This is a genomic window from uncultured Erythrobacter sp. (assembly GCF_947502395.1).
In the GTDB taxonomy this organism is placed as follows: Bacteria; Pseudomonadota; Alphaproteobacteria; order Sphingomonadales; family Sphingomonadaceae; genus Erythrobacter.
The window spans coordinates 450,744-469,305 of record NZ_CANMZM010000003.1 but is presented as its reverse complement, the minus strand read 5'-3'; the positions used below and the strand labels follow the sequence as shown (position 1 = coordinate 469,305).

The window sequence follows — 18,562 nt, the reverse complement described above, 5'->3', positions numbered from 1 at the left end:
AATCGTTTGCAAAAAGGCACGCGTCGCTTATGGCTTGACGCAAATCGCAATCAATCTGGAGCACTCCCGCATGAAAGTCGAACTGAAAACTTGGGGTCAGCTTGGCGTGGCGACAGCTTTGGCTGGACTCACTCTGGCTGGCTGCACCGGTGAAGCTGTCGAAGGCGAAGAAGCCGGCGAGAGCGCGATTGTCGGTACGGCGGGTGAAACCGGCGAGGGAGAAGGCGGCGAAGGCGGTGAAGGCGGCGTTGAAATCGCAGCTGCTGCCAATGATCCGGTCGTCTATGGCGCGGCTCTTGCTGTTGCCGAAGCTCATGTGATCGCAGCGCGCGATGCCTACGCTGCTGGCAAGACAGACGCGGGCGCAGAGATGTTCGCTCACCCGGTATCCGAAGTGCTGCTGGAAATGGAACCGGTATTCGCCGAACGCGGTGTTGAAGACTTTAAGTCCCTCTTCAGTCAAGCTTCTGATGCGGCCTTGAACGGTGCTGACGCAAATGAGATCGCGGGCCAAGCTGATGCTATTTTCGCGGCTCTCCGGGCTGCCGAAGAGAAAGCCCCCACAAGCGATGCGAGCGCGGGCAAAATCGCTGGCGGCGTCGTTGCGGACCAGATCGAGCGCGCCGTCGCCATGTATGCGCAAGCAAGTGAGAGCACCAATTACGGTCCCTACCTTGATGGATATGGGTTCTACAAAGCCGCGCAAAGCGCGTTTGAACGCTCAGCAGATGCAGTGCGTGCCGAAGATACCACGCTGGCAGGATCAATTGAGACCGCGCTTGGTCTACTGAGTGAAGCTTACCCCAGCGTCGCACGCCCAGAGTCTCTCGATGCCAATCAGGGCGCACTTTCGGGGGCTTCTGCCAGCGTTCTGCTCGCAGCAAGCTAAGCACTTGCGAGAGAGCGGGTCGCACAGGCCGATCTGCTCTTTTCATACCTGCTTGAAGCGGGCATAGGCTCACCTCCATGCACGATATCCGCTTGATCAGAGACGACCCGGAAGGGTTTGACGCAGTCCTCGCACGGCGCGGGGTGGAACCTGTTGCGCACAGCATCCTCACGCTCGATGAAGAGCGCCGCGCGCTGACAACCAAGCTGCAAGAAGCACAATCGCGCCGCAATGAAGCGTCCAAGGCCATCGGTATGGCCATAGGCCAAGGCGACAAGGAAAAGGCCGAAGCGCTTAAGGCCGAGGTTGCCGAACTTAAGCAGTCGATGCCCGCTCTTGAAGAAAGCGAACGGGAATTGGGCGCAAAGCTGCAAGAGGCTTTGCTGGTCCTTCCCAATCTGCTCGACCCGTCTGTCCCCGATGGGGAGAGCGAAGATGACAATCAGTATCTTCGCGAATGGGGCGAGAGGCCGAGCTTCGATTTCGATCCGCAAGAGCATGCTGATATCGCTCCCGCACTGGGTATGGATTTTGAGACGGGCGCGAAGATTTCCGGGGCGCGTTTCACGTTTCTCCGCGGCGATATGGCACGGCTTCACCGGGCGCTGGGCCAGTTTATGCTCGATACCAACACGCGCGAGCATGGTTTTACCGAGTGCAATCCCCCGCTCCTGATCAATGAGGAAGCCGGGTACGGCACGGGGCAACTCCCCAAGTTTGCCGAAGACCTGTTCCGCACCACCGATGATCGGTTGCTTATCTCCACCTCAGAAATGGTGCTTGGCAATTCTTTCCGCGAGCAGCTGTTTGCGGAAAGCGACTTTCCTATGCGCCTCACTGCGCTCACGCCCTGCTTCCGTTCTGAGGCAGGCGCAGCCGGGCGCGACACGCGCGGCTTCATTCGCCAACACCAGTTCGAAAAGGTCGAGATGATCGTCGCCGCGCTTCCAGAGACAGCAGCTGAAGAGCACGAGCGCATCACCGGTGTGGCGGAAGGGCTACTGCAAAAGTTGGGCCTCCACTATCGGGTGATGGCTCTATGCGCAGGCGATATGGGCGCGACGATGATGAAAACCTACGACTTGGAGGTCTGGCTCCCCGGGCAAGGGGCTTACCGTGAGATCAGTTCTTGCTCTGACGGTGGCACCTATCAACCGCGCCGGATGAACGCGCGCTATCGCCCCGAAGGTTCGAAGAAGAGCGAGTACTTCCATTTGCTTAATGGTTCTGGCCTCGCTGTTGGTCGTACGCTGGTCGCGATTATCGAGAACTATCAACAGGCCGATGGAAGCGTTCTGGTGCCTGAGGCTTTGGCACCTTACATGGGTGGTGTGACAAAGTTGGAGCCAATCGCCTAAATGCGCATCCTGCTCACCAATGATGACGGTATCCATGCCCCCGGCCTTGAGGTTCTAGAACAGATCGCGGCGCAGTTTTCGGACGATGTCTGGGTGTGTGCGCCCTCCGAGGAGCAGTCAGGGGCCGGTCACTCGCTAACGCTGAATCGCCCAGTGCGACTACAAAAGTTCTCCGAACGGCGTTTTGCCGTCACCGGCACACCGACGGACGCTGTTTCCATGGGTCTTCGCCAAGTGCTCGATAGCCCTCCCGATCTGATCCTATCCGGAGTCAACCGCGGGGCAAACCTTGGCGATGATATCACCTACTCTGGGACCGCTGCGGCAGCCATGGAGGGAGCATTGGCTGGCATTCGCTCGATTGCTTTGAGCCAAGTAATCTCACCAGAAACCCGCGGTACGGACGCGGAATTTACGGCAGCATTGGAGTGGGCGAACAAGGTGATTGCCCCCCTTGTCGATGCGCCCTTTGGTAACCGCACTCTTCTCAACGTGAATTTCCCACCCGCCGAGGCGCGAGGCATCCGCATCACTCGCCAAGGCTTCCATGACTATTCGCGTGGCAGCGTGGTTGAAGGGACCGACCCCAGGGGCCTTCGCTACTTCTGGTTTGGCCTGCATCCGATTGAGCACACGCTCGACCATGGCACGGACCTCGAGGCGATCGCCGATGGCTTTGTCACAGTCACGCCCCTGCAGCTTGACTTGACGCACTACCCCACCATCGACAATCTCGCCGGACGCTTCGAGGAGTAAGACAGGACTGCGATGGCAAAAGGGGGACGTCACCCAGCTCAAAAGCGCATGAGGCCATTGCGCCGTTCGGTTGGCTTGTCAGTCTGGGCCGACGTTTCGATACGGCTCGGCGCGGCGTTGGGGCTCATCATGATCGTGGTGATGATCCACTGGTTCGACCGCGAGGGGCTCATCGATAATGTCGACGGGCATATCAGCTTCCTTGATGTTGTTTACTTCACCATGATCTCGATCACGACGACGGGGTTTGGTGACATCGCTCCAATATCCGAAGCAGCCCGCTTCAAAGAGGCGGTAATCGTCACCCCAATCCGCTTCCTCGTCCTGTTCATTTTCGTAGGCACGACCTACAATTTCTTCATCCAACACAGCTGGGAGAAATGGCGTATGGCTCGCATTCAGGAAAAGCTCTCCGATCATGTGGTTGTCCTTGGTTACGGCGTATCGGGTTCGCAGAGCGTAGAAGAGCTGATCGAGCGCGGCACCGATGCCGAGAAAATCGTTGTCGTTGATCCAAGCGAGGAGCGGCTCCGCGAGGCCGAGAAGCTCGGCGTGAATGTTCTGACCGCCGATGCAACGCGTGACGAGATATTGAAAGCTGTCCGTATTGCGACGGCCAAGAATGTCCTTGTCTCGGCAGGGCGCGATGACACCTCAATCCTCATCGTGCTCACCGTTCGGCATTTGGCGCCCAATGTCCCGATCAGTGTTGTGGTGCGCGCCGACGACAACGAACTGCTCGCGCGTCAGGCTGGCGCGACCAATGTCATCAACCCGGTGCGCTTTACCGGACTCCTTCTCGCAGGCTCCGCCAATGGCGCGCATATCGCCGACTATCTAGCCGATCTTGCCTCCGTCTCTGGCCGGGTCCAATTGGTCGAACGCGTTGTTGACGAAGCAGAATGCGGCTCTTCGATTCAAGAGCTTAGCTCGGGCGGGAAAGGCCTTCGCATCTATCGCAATGGCCGCGCCATCGGCTTTTGGGAAGAAGAATGCCAGAGCCTCCAACCCGGCGATGTCCTCGTCGAAATAGTTCCCTCGGAGAATGGCAACGGTAACGGGAACGGCAAAAAAGCTAAGTAAGCTCTTTAAAGGAACAGCAGGAATACCCCTCCCATCGCCACCATGCCGACGGTGAAATGCCCTGCATCAATCGCAAAGAGCGCACCACTTTTGCGCTGATAGAGATAGTTGATTCCGATTGCGGGGGCCATAATCCCTAGCGCAAATCCAACCGACATCATCATCACCACATGCGGGGCAGCACCGGTGCGCGCGACCAAGTGCCACAGGACCATAGCGATCAACACTTCGAACAGAAATGTAAGCCCGAAGATGAGCGGCATATTGCCACCCTGCACATCTTCATCCGACATTCCGGCTGCCTTTTGCCATGCCTTACCAAAGATCACGCCGTACCAAATCGCACCCACGACGAAGAACGCCGCAGCTCCTGCCAAAACCGGCCATAATGCAAAGTCATTCATAACGATCCCTCCCGTCCTTGTTCGCAATACCTAGCGCAAACGTCCGTGCCAGTGTAGGGGCGCGCGCATCATGAGTACTGAAGCAACCACACACCCGACCAGAGTGGCCGACGCCAAGAAGGTCGGCATGGTCTCGCTTGGCTGTCCCAAGGCGCTGGTCGATTCCGAGCGTATTCTCACACGGCTCCGTGCCGATGGCTATGCGATGAGTCCCGATTATGCGGGCGCGGATGTGGTGCTGGTTAACACTTGCGGCTTTCTCGACAGCGCCAAGGAAGAGAGCCTTGCCGCGATTGGTGAGGCGATTTCGGAGAACGGCCGGGTCATTGTGACCGGCTGTATGGGCGAGGAAGCCGACGCGATCCGTGCCGCGCATCCACAGGTTCTGGCCGTAACAGGCGCGCATCAGTATGAGCAGGTGGTAGAGGCCGTTCACGAGCACGCCCCGCCCTCCCAAGGCCCCTATGTGGACCTCATCCCGCAGCCCGACATCAAGCTGACACCGCGCCATTATAGCTATCTGAAGATATCTGAGGGCTGCAATCATTCCTGCTCTTTCTGCATTATCCCGGACCTTCGCGGGAAGCTGGCCAGCCGTCGGATCGATGCCGTTCTGCGCGAGGCGGAGAAGTTGGTTGCGGCAGGGACCAAAGAGCTGCTGGTGATCTCTCAGGATACGTCTGCATACGGCGTGGACACCAAGCACGAGATGCGGCAGTGGCCAAAAGGACCAAACGCCCGCGAGGTTCGCGCGCACATGACCGATATGGCACGCGAGCTTGGTCAGCTTCGCACCTCCGACGACAAAGCCCCTTGGGTTCGCCTCCACTATGTCTATCCTTATCCGCATGTCGATCGCGTCATTCCTTTGATGGCCGAGGGGCTTCTGACGCCCTATCTCGACATTCCGTTTCAGCACGCCGCACCGTCCGTGCTCAAGAGCATGCGCCGCCCGGCGAATGAGGCGAAAGTGCTCGAGCGCCTTAAGAAGTGGCGCGACATTTGCCCCGACATCGCGATCCGCTCCTCTTTCGTGGTTGGCTTCCCCGGTGAGACCGAAGAAGATTTCCGATACCTCCTCGGATGGCTTGAAGATGCCCAATTGGACCGCGTGGGCGCCTTCCGCTTCGAACCCGTTGAGGGTGCGCGCGCCAATGATCTGCCCGACCCGGTTCCCGAAGAGCTCAAGGAAGAGCGATACGCCCGGCTGATGGAAGTCACCGAACGCATCTCCTCCGCCAAGCTCGAAGCCAAGGTCGGACGCACCCTCCCCGTCATCATCGACGAGGTCGGCGAACCGGACGAAGACGGCGACATCGGCGCAACCGGGCGGTCACAGGCTGACGCACCCGAAATTGACGGCGCAGTATACCTCCGCAACGTCCCCGAAACGCTCCAATCGGGCGACATCGTGGACGTGAGTATCGAAGACGCCGATGCGCATGATCTTTTCGGGGTAATTTCAGACTGATCTCGCTTTGCGAAGAAAAAGTTTGAGACACATGAGACACTGTCCAAGAGCAAAAAACCTCTTGGGCAAAATGGCGGGGTTTTAAGGCTGTGTAAGGGCGTTGATCGTCCACATCTCTGCACATCTAGCGCTGGGACCCTAGTGTAGGAAAGTTGCCCGCGCAGAGGCGATTGCGGCGCGCTTCAAGCGCTCGACCGCTTCCGCATTTTCACTGGCACGCGCTGCACTTTCGGGCGTCCCATCCCATCCTCCAGAACGTCCGTCACCGCTTCGACCAACATTCGGCCGGCCAGGTCCAAATCAGGCTCTATCGTGGTGAGCGGAGGATAGGTCATCTCGCTTGCCGGGATGCCGTCAAAGCCCACCAGCCGCACATCGCCTGGGATAGTCTTGCCAGAGGCTTGCAGCTCTTCGATCACGCCGAAAGCAAGCGCGTCGCAAACGGCAAAGACACCGTCACAGTTTGGAAGATCCTTGAGCAATGCCTTTGTCGCCAGCCGGCCCTGTTCACGGCGCGCACCAGCGGGTTCAATCTCAATCAGCTGCGCCGCAACACCGCGATCTTTGGCGCGCGCAAGAAATGTCTGCGCACGTTCGGCAAATTGCCGTTGAGGACTGCCCAGAGAGCCTATGCATACGAGCGATTTTGCGCCCTGATCAATCAGATGATCAGCCGCCGCCATGGCGCCCGTTTCATTGTCGGAGAGCACCCAGTCGAGGTCACCCAGAGGCGAGCCCCAAAATGCCACCGGTGCGCCGGTTTCAGCTGCGGTCTCGCCAACGCCTCTAAAGTAGTCCCAAGCCACCCGGTTCGCCGTGGTGCCGATGACAATCAGCCCCTCGGCCTGGCCGCGTTCAACATAATGGCCAAACAGCTTCTCTTCCTCCGCCTGAAGCGAAACCAGCACCTCGAGCCCCTTCTCAGCAGCAGCGGCACAGATCCCACCCAGCAATGCGTAAGAAAACGGGTTCACATCGCGCGCCCGCTCGCCGGGCTTGCAGATCACCACAACTGCCAATGTGCCGGTGTGCCCGCGCCGCAAACGTGCAGCGCGTTCATCGACGAAATAACCCATTTCTTGGGCCGCGGTCATGACCTTTTGCCGGGTAGCCTCACTGATAACGGCGGAGCCCGATAGGGCGCGGCTCACCGTTGACTGGCTCACGCCTGCGCGCTCTGCCACATCAAAACTGGTGATCCTTGCATTCTTGCGCACTTCGTCCACCGCGAATGCCCTTCCTCTTGGCCCACGCATGGGCATAATTTAGCTACACACGCATTTGAATAGCTATGCAAACTATGGTCCACATCTCACTTGCCCTGCTACAGGCTGAGACAAGTGCGCGCGGGATCTGCGCATAGAGGAGACAAACCTATGGCTGCATCCGAATTTGCCGCCGATCGATTGCTTTTGTTTGGCGCGACGGGCGACCTGTCTCGGCGCAAACTGCTGCCGTCCCTTTGTGCGCTCGATGCAGATGGATTGCTGCCTGAAAAGCTCAAGATTATCGGCACTGCGCGCAGTGATCTGGATGATGCGGGCTTTCGCGATATGGCGCGCGCGGCGTTGGAGGAGTTTTTGCCAGCTGAGCGGCGTGGGAGCATGGCGGGGTTTCTGAACCGTTTGAGCTACCAACCGCTTGATGCGAGCACTCTGGACGGGTTTGACGCGCTTGCTGCCAAGATTGCGGATGCCGGCCCATCGGACGGATTGGCGATTTTCCTCTCCACCGCGCCAAGCCTCTTTGGTCCTACGATTGCGGGGCTGGAAAAGGCAGGTCTGACCGGTGAGAACGTGCGCATGTGCCTTGAAAAGCCGCTGGGTACGGATCTCGCGTCCTCTGCCGAAATCAATGACGCAGTGGCAGCCGCTTTCCCTGAAGAACGCATTTTCCGCATCGACCATTATCTGGGCAAAGAGACGGTGCAAAACCTCCTCGCCTTACGCTTTGCCAACATTCTGTTTGAGCCGATCTGGAACTCCAATGTGATTGAGCATGTGCAGATCACTGTGGCAGAAACCGTCGGGCTTGAGGGCCGGGTTGGCTTTTACAACGATGCAGGCGCTTTGAGGGATATGGTGCAGAACCATATGCTGCAATTGCTGGCGCTGGTGGCGATGGAGCCGCCGACCTCTTTCGATGCAACCGCCGTGCGCGATGAAAAGGTCAAAGTGCTGCGCGCGCTGCGCGAGGCAACGGCGGGCGAGACCGTCACCGGCCAATACCGCGCAGGGGCTAGCAGCGGTGCGGCAGTGCCCGGATATGACGAGGAACTGGGCGAGGCGTCCGACACCGAGACCTTTGTCGCGATCAAGGCCCATGTCGACAATTGGCGCTGGAAAGGCGTGCCCTTTTATCTGCGCACCGGCAAACGCCTTCCCGAACGGGTGACCGAAATCCTCGTGCAATTTCGCAGCGTGCCGCACTCAATCTTTGAGGGCACAGGCGGCGGGGCGCTTCATCCAAACCGTTTGCTGATCGAAATTCAGCCTGATGAGAACATCACCTTGTCGCTGATGGCCAAGGTGCCAGGTCTGGACGAAGACGGCGTGCGCCTTCGCGAAGTGCCGCTTGCAATCACCATGCCCGATGCCTTTGCCGAAGCGCAGCGGCGCATTGCGTATGAGCGGCTGCTGCTTGACCTTATCAAGGGCGATCAAACGCTGTTCGTGCGCCGCGACGAGGTCGAGGCTCAGTGGAATTGGATCGATGGTATCCGCGCGGGGTGGGAAGCAAACGACATCAAGCCGCAAACCTATATGGCAGGGTCATGGGGGCCGTCTGGCGCAGTGGCACTGACAGAACGCGACGGAGTGAGCTGGCATGAGTAATCTCAACCCTGTCATCGAGCGGGTGACGCAGCGGATTATCGAGCGCTCAAAACCCTCCCGCGATGCCTACCTTGAGCTGATGCAGCGCGAGGCGGATCGCCGCCCTGGGCGTTCAGCCGTCTCCTGTTCGGTCCTCGCCCACGCTTTTGCGGGCGCTTTGGAAGATCAAGACGCGCTCAAGAACAATCGCGGGCCCAATATTGGCATCGTCACTGCTTACAATGACATGCTTTCCGCGCACCAACCCTATGGCCGCTATCCCGACCGGATGAAGATTTACGCCCGCGAGAAAGGTGCGACTTGCCAAGTTGCAGGCGGAACCCCAGCGATGTGCGACGGGGTGACACAGGGCGAAGATGGGATGGAACTCTCGCTCTTCTCTCGCGACAATATCGCCATGGCGACCGGCGTTGCTCTCTCCCACCAGATGTATGACGGCGTCGCCTGCCTTGGCATCTGCGACAAGATTGTGCCGGGCCTTCTCATGGGCGCACTGCGGTTTGGGCACCTACCAGCCGTCTTCGTCCCCTCTGGCCCCATGCCAAGCGGGATTTCCAACAGCCAGAAACAAGCCACTCGCCAGAAATATGCGTCAGGCGAAGTGGGCCGCGATGCGCTGCTCGAAAGCGAGCTTGCCTCGTACCATTCGCCAGGCACCTGCACCTTTTTCGGCACCGCCAACTCCAATCAGATGATGATGGAGATGATGGGCCTACACATTCCGGGCAGCGCTTTTGTCCAACCGGGTACGAAGCTACGCCAAGCCTTGGACCGTGCAGCAGTACACCGCCTCGCAGAACTGTCCGGCACGACGGAGCGCACTCTTGCACAAGTGGTTGATGAAAAGGCGATTGTGAACGCGGTAATTGGTCTTTTAGCCACCGGCGGTTCGACCAATCACGCGATCCATCTGCCTGCTATGGCGCGCGCAGCTGGCATTGTGCTCGACTGGAGCGATATGGCCGAGCTTTCGAGCGCCGTACCGCTCATCGCCCGCGTCTATCCCAATGGGTCGGGCGACGTGAACCAGTTCCACGAGGCGGGCGGCATGGGATATGTCATCAGCGAATTGCTCGACGCTGGCCTTGCGCATGGCGACATTCTCACCGTCTGGGATGATGGCTTTGACGCCTACCGCGCAGAGCCCGTGTGGGAAGACGAGGCGCTGCAGTGGAGCCGTGTAACGGAAAGCCAAGACGACACCATGCTGCGCCCTGCCTCTGCGCCGTTCCAAGAGGATGGGGGCATGAAGCTGCTCACTGGCAACATTGGCCGTGCGTGTTTCAAATCCTCAGCCGTGGCTAAAGAGCGCTACACCATAACCGCACCTGCCCGCGTGTTCCAAACCCAAGAAGCGGTGAAAGAGGCCTTCCAAAAGGGCGAGCTCGATCGCGATGTTGTGGTCGTGGTGCGTTTCCAAGGGCCACGTTCTAATGGCATGCCAGAACTTCACGGACTGACCCCGTCTTTAGGCGTGTTGCAGGACAGGGGCTTCAAAGTGGCTCTTGTCACCGATGGGCGCATGTCGGGCGCTTCGGGTAAAGTGCCTGCCGCGATCCATTGCTCACCTGAGGCAATCGACGGCGGACCGCTGAGCCGCCTTCAAGACGGCGACGTGGTGACAGTGTGCGCGGCGACGGGCACACTCAGCACCGATGCTGATCTCTCCGCTCGAACCCCTTCCCCCAATCCACCCCAAGAATGGGGCGTTGGCCGCGAGCTGTTCCGCATGATGCAATTGCAAGCTGATGAGGCCGAAAAAGGCGCATCCGCCATGCTGGTGGCCGCTGGCCTATGAGCACTGAAGCCCAAATCGTCGCGGTCGATGTGGGCGGCACTCACGCACGCTTTGCGATTGCGAGTATTGCGGACGATGGCACCATCACTCTGGGCGAGCCCACGACGCTGCACACTAGTGATCATGCGAGCTTCCAGACCGCATGGGAGGACTTTCGCGAGCGTCAGGGCGGTGTGCTTCCAGACAATCTTGCCATGGCCGTCGCCGCGCAGATCCAGCCCGACTTGATCCGCTTCACCAACAATCCGTGGATCATCCGCCCTCCGCTGATCTCGGAGAAGCTGGGCGTCGTACAGCAGGTTGTGATCAACGATTTCGCCGCTGTCGCCCATGCCGCGGCGCGTGCTCCTGCGGACCAATTCCTGCATCTTGCAGGTCCGGAAGAGCCCCTGCCAGAAACTGGCACGATCAGCGTGCTTGGCCCGGGAACTGGGCTCGGCGTAGCCTATTTCAATCGCCTTTCGGCTGGCCACTATCATGTCCAAGCGACGGAAGGCGGACACGGCGATTTTGCCCCGCTCGATCAAATTGAAGACGATATCCTTGCTCGCCTTCGCCAGCGCCACACCCGCGTCTCCAACGAGCGTGTGGTCTCCGGCCCTGCGATTGTCGACATCTACCAAGCGCTTGCCGCGATGGAGGGTCGTGCGATGGTAGAGCAATCCGATGTCGAGATTTGGACAGCAGGCGTCTCGGGTGAAGACTCACTGGCTGCAGCTGCTGTTGATCGTTTCTGCCTCGCGCTTGGGTCGGTCGCAGGCGATATCGCCCTTGTCCAGGGGGCAAGCGGAGTCGTGATCGCCGGCGGGCTGGGTTACCGAATTCGTGAAACGCTTCTTGCCTCGGGCTTCGAAACGCGGTTTTGTGCCAAGGGCCGGTTTGCCTCGCTTATGGCCTCGCTTCCGGTCAAGCTCATCACCCACCCCCAGCCAGGATTGCTGGGCGCGGCGGCTGCCTTTGCGCAGTCTCACTTGGACAAGGCACACGCATGACCCTTCCGCTCAACAGCATCGAACATCTCTCTCAGCGCCTGCAAGAACTCCATGTCCGAACACGAGAGACCCCGCTGTTCAACCCGGTGTTTCAGCTGGGCTTGGACCTGTCACGAGGGCTTGAGAGCGGGACGCTAGACTTGGACGGGCTCGAAGCGCTGGTCGAAGAGCTCGAATGCGCCAGCCTCAATGCGCGGACTTCACGGCTCAGCACGCTTATCCAGCCAACTGGTCCGCAAGATGCTGTGACAGCAACAAGTGAGGACGATGAGTCGTTCGAGACTTTCCAAAAGCGCTGGGAGACCCCAAGCCTTCATGCCGTTTTCACCGCTCACCCGACCTTCCTGATGACCCCGAAGCAAACTCAGGCGGTCGCCGATGCTGCGAGCAATGGCGCAAAGATCGATTGTGCGAAAGAACTCAGCGGAGCGGCTCGCCCCCAGGTCACGCTGGATTATGAGCACGGCGAAGCGATGGCCGCCATTGCCCATGCGCAAACCGCCCGAAGCGCGATTGTGCGCGAGGTGTACGAGCACGCCTGCGGTTGCTGGCCCAAGCAGTGGAAGATTCTTCGCCCGTTGCCGTTTCGTTTCGCCACCTGGGTCGGCTATGACATGGACGGGCGTACCGATATCGCGTGGTATACCTCGATCCGATTCCGGTTGAGTGAAAAGGCCGGGCGCTTGGCGCGTTATGCTGACGAACTGGCCGAGATTGACTCAGGCCATGCTCTGATCGAAGTGCTCAGGGTGGCAAGCGAACATGCGGCGGCAAGCGCCAGGGATTTCGCTGGCGATTTGTCAGAACCAAAGGCCCTGTCGGAGGCTGCCAATCGCCTGACCGCTGATGATCCTGCAAAGCTGACAACGCTCAACGCGCTGATTGCGCAGCTTGAAGAAGAGGCGGAGTGTGAGACGGAAAATGCCAAAGCCGCCGCGCTCCTGACCGTGGCATCCGCCATGCGCGCCGATGGTCTTGGCATGGCGCATGTCCATTTCCGGGTGAACGCGAAGCAGCTTTACAATGCCATCCGCGTGCACCTGCATGAAAGCCCACAGTTGGACCTGTCGAGCAAGGGCGCGGTGGCGACATTGCGCGGCATGCTGGCCGATGTCACTCCTAAGCAGACCAATTTTGCCAGCCTCGCCATCGAAAGCTCCACCGCAACACGGCAGTTCCTCGCGATGGCACAGATCCTTCAGCATATAGATGCCGATACGCCAATCCGGATGCTGGTAGCCGAATGCGAGCAACCTTCGACTATCTTGGCCGCGCTTTACCTCGCCAAGCTGTTCGGGATCGATGGCAAAGTCGATGTCTCGCCTCTGTTCGAAACCGAAGAGGCGTTGGAACACGGCGGACGCTTCCTTGAGGCCTTGTGCGCGGAAGAAAGCTACCAAGAGTACGCCCGCACCCGTGGCCGGGTGTGCATCCAGACTGGATTCTCCGACGCTGGTCGGTTCGTCGGGCAAATCCCGGCAAGCCTCGCGATTGAGCGCCTTCAAGGGCGCCTTGCTCAAGCGATGAAGCGCAACAAGCTGACCGATGTCGCGGCGCTGATCTTCAACACACATGGGGAAAGCATGGGGCGCGGCGCGCATCCGTCCTCCTTTGCCGACCGCCTCACTTGGCCGATGAGCCCCTGGGCGCGCAGTCGCTTCCACCGCAATGGGATTGAGCTTGAGCCAGAGGTCAGCTTTCAAGGTGGCGATGGCTATTTGTTTTTTGCAAACGACACTTTGGCGCGTGCAACTCTGAATCGAATTATTGCGGATAGCCCGCCCCCAAGCGAAGTGTGCGATGATCCGCTCTATCAGCGCACTGATTTGAGCCTTGATTTCTACCGCGCGATCCGCGCCCATCAGCGGCAACATCTGCACAGCCAAACCTACAGCCGCGCAGTGACAGCCTTTGGGCTTGGCCTCCTCAACTCAACCGGTAGCCGCGTGTCGCGCCGTCAAAGCGATATCAGCGCTGACCGCGATATGAACCTGCGGCAAATTCGCGCAATCCCACATAACTCCATCCTCCAACAACTGGGTTATCCGGTGAATATTATCGCTGGGATCGGCAGTGCGGCGGATGGCAATTATGAAGAGCTGTCGGCCCTGCTTGTGCAGAGCGAGCGGGGCCGGCAACTCATGCGTCTTGCGCAAACTTCCAATGCTCTGGCGAGCATCAAGACTGTCGCCGCGCAAGGGGAGCTGTTTAACTCCGCCTATTGGGCAAGCCGTCCTTATCGCGGGACCGAACCGCATTTGTCAGGTGCCTGCGAAGTGCTTGCCGAATATCTCACCAAAGATGATCGCACCGGGGTTTTTCGCCGTCTCGCCTCACGGCTTCGCGTCGATGCGCTCAAATTGCACCGGCTGCTCGATCAATTGCCTGATGAGGAACGGTTTGGCTTTGATCAGGACACACGGCGAATGATTGGCGCGGCGCAAGCGCTAAGGCTGGCGTTGATGCAGCATATGTTCTTGCGGGCGGTTTCTGTCCCGGCCTTCAGCCGGGCCAATGACATCAGCCGCGAAGATGTGCTTGAGATGGTGTTTAGCTTGCGCATTGATGACGCACTGGCCCAGCTGCGGCGGGCATTCCCCGTGGAATTTCCCTCTCCATCCGACTTTGCGATGGATGCACCTGCGGATTATCCTGATGCGGAGACTGAAGGCTACGACGCAATCACCCGCGACTATATTGACCCGATTGAGCGGGCCTACGCACTGATGCTTCGGCTCTCTGTGGCGATTGCCAATCAGTTTGGCGCGCATGGGTGATTGACCATTCAGAGCTTTCGGACGTTGATACGCGTTAAGATTTTGCACCCATTTACGTCCCCCCTAGGGACGCTCGCGCGTTAGCCACTGGCAGTTACGCCCCAAACGCGGCATAATACCCCGTATATTAAAGGGACATGTAATTATGGCATTCGGCAAATTTCGCCTTGCAACTGTGGTTGGACTTGTTGCGCTCACCGGCGGCGCAACGCTCGTTTCCGGGCAATCTTCCATCGATGCAGTCGCGATGCAAGCCGAGGATGAAATCCGAGCGATTGATCCGACGACCGGCGGCGATTCGCTGGTGTTCGACCCTTCTCTGCCCCAACCTTACGCACCCGCGGAAGAGACGCTACCAGAGCTTCCCTCTGCGCCTAGCGCTCTGACCGACGTTGCGCTTCAAAATGCGCAAGACGACATCATGGATGCACCTCGCGGCCCGGCTGTACGAATGATTGAGGCGCAAGCTGGCGAACTGCCTGAGCTTCCATCCGCTCCTGCGGACATCACCGCGCGTACCATGGAGCAAACCCCAATCGCCCCTGCGCCCGCTCCGGTGGTCGCACAGGCACCGGAAGATCCCTTCGTGATCAATTCAATCCTGCCGGTTGAAGGAACGATCCGCTACGGCGAGTGGTTCTGGGACGAGAGCCGCGCGCCTGCCAAAGGCAAATTGGTCATTACGGTCGACCTTGATGCGCGCGTCATCAGTGTGTTCCGTGATGGCCACGAGATTGGTACGGCTGTGGCGCTGCTCGGCACAAAGAGCCACCCTACCCCGCTCGGCACTTTCCCGATCCTGACCAAGGAAAAGGACAATGTATCTGAGAAGTACGATAACGCGCCCATGCCGTGGACTTTGCGCCTGACATGGAGCGGGATTGCGATCCACGGTTCACCGGTAATGAATGGCTATGCTTCGCACGGCTGTGTCGGGGTGCCAGATGAGTTTGCCGAGAAGCTGTTCGCCATCGCAAAACGCGGCGACAAGGTCGTGATCACGCGCGGGCAAATGGTTGGCGTCGGCGATAAGCTCCTCAACAGCTGAGCCAAGTCCGAGCGTCGCCCAGCGACTAATGCGTGCGTCGTGGTGGTTCGGGAGCGAACCGCCACACGCGCATTTCCACGCCCACCTTGGCGACTTTCTCTATATCGCAACGGGCCAAGACACCTCCAAGTGAGGCATTCTTACCGTGCCATAATCGATCAGCAGCCGTCCCGGCTTCGCCGCGTGAGACCCTCCCGCCCAGTTGAGACACGATGCGGCAAACCGTCTCGATTTGGACCGCCCGCGGGACATTGCAGAAATAGCGGTATTGCGGGAGACCCTCGGGCGTTTCCTCAAGCGCGACCATCTCCTCCCAATCGGTTTGCGCATACCATTCAATCGCCCGCCACCCCTCGGCGAGATGCTGCGCGCTCACCGCCAGAGCCTCTGGATCGAGCCAGTCGTGCTCTGCCAGATGCTGTCGAACCCGCACGCGGTCAAACGCGGGGTTTACATTAGAAGGGTCTTGCACTGGCGTAAGGCCGCACGTTTCCACCACTTGCTCTAACTCGGCTTTGCGAAAGCCAAGTAGGGGCCGGATCAACGGAAGCGCCTCAAAACCGGGCACGTGCGTCCATTCTCGCACACCAGCCAGACCGGGAAGCCCACTTCCGCGCGCGAGCCGCATCAGCAAGGTCTCTGCTGCGTCGTCGAGGTGATGTGCAGTCGCTACTGCACCAAGGCCCCGTTGCGTTGCCCAATCGCCAAGCGCCGCATAGCGCGCCTCACGCGCCTTGGCTTGAACATTGCCTGACGCAAGCCTCACGCTGGCGCTCGTAAACGGAATATCCAGCGCATCGCATATAGATTCGACCAGCGCGACCTCACCAGCCGCCTCTGCCCGGAGACCATGATCGATACTCATGACGGCGACTTGTCCCGGCATGGCCGACGCGCCCAACAGGAGAAGAGCGAGGCTGTCGGGTCCGCCAGACACAGCAAGACCCAATGGTCCGGTCCGGTCCGCTGCGGGCCAAAGTCGATCAACCGCACCAGCGAAATGCTGGTTCAGCCCGGGATCAATTGCCTCAAGATCAATCGAGCTATCAATCAGCGCCCCCTCTTTCCCGGAAAGGCCTCAACTGTCGCAAGATACCTTTTGCAGATTGCTTTCATAGCGATCAGCCAAGCGCCCTGTCGCCACCGCCGGATAGGTCTCGCCAAATTCAGCCAAAGCGATGCAGGCGCGGCGGGTATCCTCCATCGCAATCATCGATTCTGCGAGGAACAATAGGCTGTCAGGTGCACGCCGAGCAGTGCGGTCGGCCTGATAATTGCGCAGGAACCAACGTGCGGCTTCTTCTGGCAATCCATCGTCAAGAAACGCGCGGCCCAAAAGGTTGCGACCATAGGTTAGGCGCGAATGGTTGGGATAGTCCTCAATAAACGAAGCCAATTGCTGCCGTGCTTCCGGGAAGTATCCTGCGTTCCACAGGCGGAAGCCATAGGAATATTCGTCATCCCCGGCATCATCAGTCTGAGGCTTGGTGATCGCCTGCACCCCTGCAACGCGCTCGGGACTTGGTCCCGTCGCAGCGGTTTCCGGCTCTGTTGCAGGGGGATCTTGGGTCTCGAAGCCACTGCCCGTTCCGGTCATCGCTTCGAGATTGCTCTCGGTTGCCTCGCCCGTTACCTCTGTACTCGATGGCTCAGGCAAGCCCTCCGGAGCCCCGGCGGTTTCGAGCGCAGCAAGACGCGTTTCAAGCGCGGAGAGCGCATTGGTGTTTTCTTCTGACTTGGCGGTCAGGCGTTGCAATTGCAGTTCCATCGCGTCGAGCCGCACCAAGATATCGGTCACAGCAGTCGTCGATGGGCGAGCGGTGGTTTGCGGAGTGGTTCGTGTCGGAGCCGGGCCGTTATCGGGTGAGATAGATGGCTCAAAAAAGCGACCGTCACCGCCAGGAAACACTGTCCGTTGAAGCGCGCGAATTTCGGCTTCTGCACGGCGCAAGCGTGCCTCAGTGTCATCTTGCGCCATGGCAGGGACCGGCGTGGTCGCGACCACCGCCGCAGCGGTCAAAGCGCAAAGCGCAGGCGTGGCTTTCTTGAAAAGGGTGATTGCACGGGTCAGAGGCATGTCAGATCGTTGCTCCCTAGTGGTTTTTCTTGGCATTGCGCGAAGCAAAGTCGAATTTGGCGCAACCCAGATGAATAGCGTCCGAGTCCTGCCCAAGCGTCGCCCCCAAGTCGAGCCCGAGGCCTTACTAAACGGGGGAATGTGGCTTGTGGTCGACAAGATGTGAGAAGGTGAGGCGGGGTTACCCGTCCGCGTCTCCCGTTCCGCGCGCGAGCAGAGCACCCGCCGAAATTGGGGCATCGCTCACTGGAACCATTTCAGTGGCAAGCGGAGGAACGGACTGTCCATCAATCGTGATGTTGAACAGGTTCGGCCGCCCAGTGTTGACCCGGGGGTCTTCCGCATCGAGCGGCACCTCGAAAGTGTCACCGCCGACCATTACGCCCTCAAAAAGGCGTTCTCCGCCATCCTCGTAAAAGCGCACCCACGCTTCGTCACCGGTCATAGTCAGGACCACCTGACCCACGTTAGAGAGAGGCGAAAGTTGCTCGCCCGTCTCTTCGGAAGCGAGCGCCTCCGATGCCTGCCTTTCTTGAGCGGTGTCAGTCTCATCACTCTCCGCGATCAGCGAAGGCAATTCCACGCCTGCGCCGAAATAAGTGCTGGCAAACGCCACCACTCCCACAGCCAGGATAACCGCAGCAAAGCCCCCGAACCAGGCAAGCCCACGCGAGGGAAGTTTGGCTGCGTCGCCCGGTTCCATCCCGCCCGCCATTACAGATGGGTGCAAGCCGCCTTCAGCGAGCTCTTCGCGCACGGCATCGGCAATCGACTTCTCATCCAAACCCACTGCACGCGCATAAGTGCGCGCGAATCCAATGGCATAGGTGCGCGCAGGCAGGGCGCCAAAATCGCTGGCTTCGATCGCTTCAAGATGCCGAACCGGTATTCGAGTTTCCGCAGCGATGTGAGAGAGTTCCATCCTCCGAGTCTCACGCGCAGCCCTCAGCCGATCTCCTGCACCCGCACCGGCGGTCTCCATTAGATCCTCAGCTAAATCATCAATGCTTTTGTCTTCGCTTGCCATCAACCCGTTTCGCAATTGCGCCCGACATGTTTGTTTTGTTGTGTTCGC

15 protein-coding genes are annotated in these 18,562 nt (G+C 59.3%); 10 read left to right on the top strand and 5 right to left on the bottom strand.

What is annotated here, in order from left to right:
• The first annotated feature begins 70 nt into the window (after positions 1 to 70).
• The 4 genes from Q0778_RS13505 to Q0778_RS13490 all read left to right on the top strand — a co-directional run bounded on the left by Q0778_RS13505 (position 71) and on the right by Q0778_RS13490 (position 4,086).
• A complete protein-coding gene (locus tag Q0778_RS13505; protein ID WP_298336772.1) occupies positions 71 to 889 on the top strand; it encodes a hypothetical protein in 819 nt (272 codons plus the stop codon).
• Positions 890 to 966: 77 nt separating this feature from the next.
• The gene (gene serS / locus Q0778_RS13500) at positions 967 to 2,247 is read left to right on the top strand and encodes a serine--tRNA ligase (protein ID WP_298336770.1); all 1,281 of its coding nucleotides are present in this window, start codon (positions 967 to 969) and stop codon (positions 2,245 to 2,247) included.
• Positions 2,248 to 3,003, top strand: a complete 756-nt coding sequence (surE, locus tag Q0778_RS13495) for a 5'/3'-nucleotidase SurE (RefSeq protein ID WP_298336768.1) — start codon at positions 2,248 to 2,250, stop codon at positions 3,001 to 3,003.
• A 12-nt stretch (positions 3,004 to 3,015) separates the two neighbouring features.
• Positions 3,016 to 4,086 carry a potassium channel family protein gene (locus Q0778_RS13490; protein ID WP_298301415.1) on the top strand — a complete coding sequence of 357 codons (1,071 nt, stop codon included), beginning with the start codon at positions 3,016 to 3,018 and terminating at the stop codon, positions 4,084 to 4,086.
• A 5-nt stretch (positions 4,087 to 4,091) separates the two neighbouring features.
• Here Q0778_RS13490 and Q0778_RS13485 read toward each other — a convergent pair whose 3' ends face one another.
• The gene (locus Q0778_RS13485; protein WP_298301413.1) at positions 4,092 to 4,490 is read right to left on the bottom strand and encodes a DUF1761 domain-containing protein; all 399 of its coding nucleotides are present in this window, start codon (positions 4,488 to 4,490) and stop codon (positions 4,092 to 4,094) included.
• A gap of 70 nt (positions 4,491 to 4,560) precedes the next feature.
• On the opposite strand from Q0778_RS13485, the gene rimO reads away from it, so the two are divergent.
• The gene (rimO, locus tag Q0778_RS13480) at positions 4,561 to 5,961 is read left to right on the top strand and encodes a 30S ribosomal protein S12 methylthiotransferase RimO (RefSeq protein WP_298336766.1); all 1,401 of its coding nucleotides are present in this window, start codon (positions 4,561 to 4,563) and stop codon (positions 5,959 to 5,961) included.
• Between the two features lie 182 nt (positions 5,962 to 6,143).
• Here rimO and Q0778_RS13475 read toward each other — a convergent pair whose 3' ends face one another.
• Entirely contained in the window at positions 6,144 to 7,223 is a 1,080-nt protein-coding gene (locus Q0778_RS13475) for a LacI family DNA-binding transcriptional regulator (RefSeq protein WP_298336763.1), read from the bottom strand.
• 114 nt (positions 7,224 to 7,337) lie between these two features.
• Between Q0778_RS13475 and zwf the strand changes: the two genes are divergently transcribed.
• From zwf to Q0778_RS13450, 5 genes are all read left to right on the top strand, one after another.
• Positions 7,338 to 8,795 (top strand): glucose-6-phosphate dehydrogenase, encoded by a 1,458-nt coding sequence (gene zwf, locus Q0778_RS13470; protein WP_298336761.1) that lies wholly within the window; start codon positions 7,338 to 7,340, stop codon positions 8,793 to 8,795.
• A complete protein-coding gene (edd, locus tag Q0778_RS13465) occupies positions 8,788 to 10,593 on the top strand; it encodes a phosphogluconate dehydratase (protein ID WP_298336759.1) in 1,806 nt (601 codons plus the stop codon). The genes zwf and edd overlap by 8 nt, the downstream gene beginning before the upstream one ends.
• A complete protein-coding gene (locus Q0778_RS13460; RefSeq protein ID WP_298336757.1) occupies positions 10,590 to 11,585 on the top strand; it encodes a glucokinase in 996 nt (331 codons plus the stop codon). The genes edd and Q0778_RS13460 overlap by 4 nt, the downstream gene beginning before the upstream one ends.
• Positions 11,582 to 14,362, top strand: a complete 2,781-nt coding sequence (locus Q0778_RS13455; protein ID WP_298336755.1) for a phosphoenolpyruvate carboxylase — start codon at positions 11,582 to 11,584, stop codon at positions 14,360 to 14,362. The genes Q0778_RS13460 and Q0778_RS13455 overlap by 4 nt, the downstream gene beginning before the upstream one ends.
• 145 nt (positions 14,363 to 14,507) lie before the next feature.
• Positions 14,508 to 15,410, top strand: a complete 903-nt coding sequence (locus Q0778_RS13450) for a L,D-transpeptidase family protein (RefSeq protein WP_298336754.1) — start codon at positions 14,508 to 14,510, stop codon at positions 15,408 to 15,410.
• Positions 15,411 to 15,435: 25 nt separating this feature from the next.
• Here the strand turns inward: Q0778_RS13450 and tilS are convergent, their stop codons facing one another.
• The 3 genes from tilS to Q0778_RS13435 all read right to left on the bottom strand — a co-directional run bounded on the left by tilS (position 15,436) and on the right by Q0778_RS13435 (position 18,514).
• A complete protein-coding gene (gene tilS, locus Q0778_RS13445; protein WP_298336751.1) occupies positions 15,436 to 16,347 on the bottom strand; it encodes a tRNA lysidine(34) synthetase TilS in 912 nt (303 codons plus the stop codon).
• Positions 16,348 to 16,488: 141 nt separating this feature from the next.
• The gene (locus Q0778_RS13440; protein ID WP_298337682.1) at positions 16,489 to 17,388 is read right to left on the bottom strand and encodes a tetratricopeptide repeat protein; all 900 of its coding nucleotides are present in this window, start codon (positions 17,386 to 17,388) and stop codon (positions 16,489 to 16,491) included.
• Positions 17,389 to 17,668: 280 nt separating this feature from the next.
• Complete coding sequence (locus Q0778_RS13435; RefSeq protein WP_298336749.1) at positions 17,669 to 18,514, bottom strand: helix-turn-helix domain-containing protein; 846 nt, start codon at positions 18,512 to 18,514, stop codon at positions 17,669 to 17,671.
• Positions 18,515 to 18,562: the final 48 nt, after the last annotated feature.

Coding starts and splice junctions, on each gene's coding strand:
- rimO (WP_298336766.1), top strand. CDS start 4,561: ATGAGTACTGAAGCAACCACACACCCGACCAGAGTGGCCGACGCCAAG.
- Q0778_RS13505 (WP_298336772.1), top strand. CDS start 71: ATGAAAGTCGAACTGAAAACTTGGGGTCAGCTTGGCGTGGCGACAGCT.
- surE (WP_298336768.1), top strand. CDS start 2,248: ATGCGCATCCTGCTCACCAATGATGACGGTATCCATGCCCCCGGCCTT.
- Q0778_RS13485 (WP_298301413.1), bottom strand. CDS start 4,490: ATGAATGACTTTGCATTATGGCCGGTTTTGGCAGGAGCTGCGGCGTTC.
- zwf (WP_298336761.1), top strand. CDS start 7,338: ATGGCTGCATCCGAATTTGCCGCCGATCGATTGCTTTTGTTTGGCGCG.
- Q0778_RS13460 (WP_298336757.1), top strand. CDS start 10,590: ATGAGCACTGAAGCCCAAATCGTCGCGGTCGATGTGGGCGGCACTCAC.
- Q0778_RS13450 (WP_298336754.1), top strand. CDS start 14,508: ATGGCATTCGGCAAATTTCGCCTTGCAACTGTGGTTGGACTTGTTGCG.
- Q0778_RS13435 (WP_298336749.1), bottom strand. CDS start 18,514: ATGGCAAGCGAAGACAAAAGCATTGATGATTTAGCTGAGGATCTAATG.
- Q0778_RS13475 (WP_298336763.1), bottom strand. CDS start 7,223: ATGCCCATGCGTGGGCCAAGAGGAAGGGCATTCGCGGTGGACGAAGTG.
- Q0778_RS13455 (WP_298336755.1), top strand. CDS start 11,582: ATGACCCTTCCGCTCAACAGCATCGAACATCTCTCTCAGCGCCTGCAA.
- edd (WP_298336759.1), top strand. CDS start 8,788: ATGAGTAATCTCAACCCTGTCATCGAGCGGGTGACGCAGCGGATTATC.
- serS (WP_298336770.1), top strand. CDS start 967: ATGCACGATATCCGCTTGATCAGAGACGACCCGGAAGGGTTTGACGCA.
- Q0778_RS13440 (WP_298337682.1), bottom strand. CDS start 17,388: ATGGCGCAAGATGACACTGAGGCACGCTTGCGCCGTGCAGAAGCCGAA.
- Q0778_RS13490 (WP_298301415.1), top strand. CDS start 3,016: ATGGCAAAAGGGGGACGTCACCCAGCTCAAAAGCGCATGAGGCCATTG.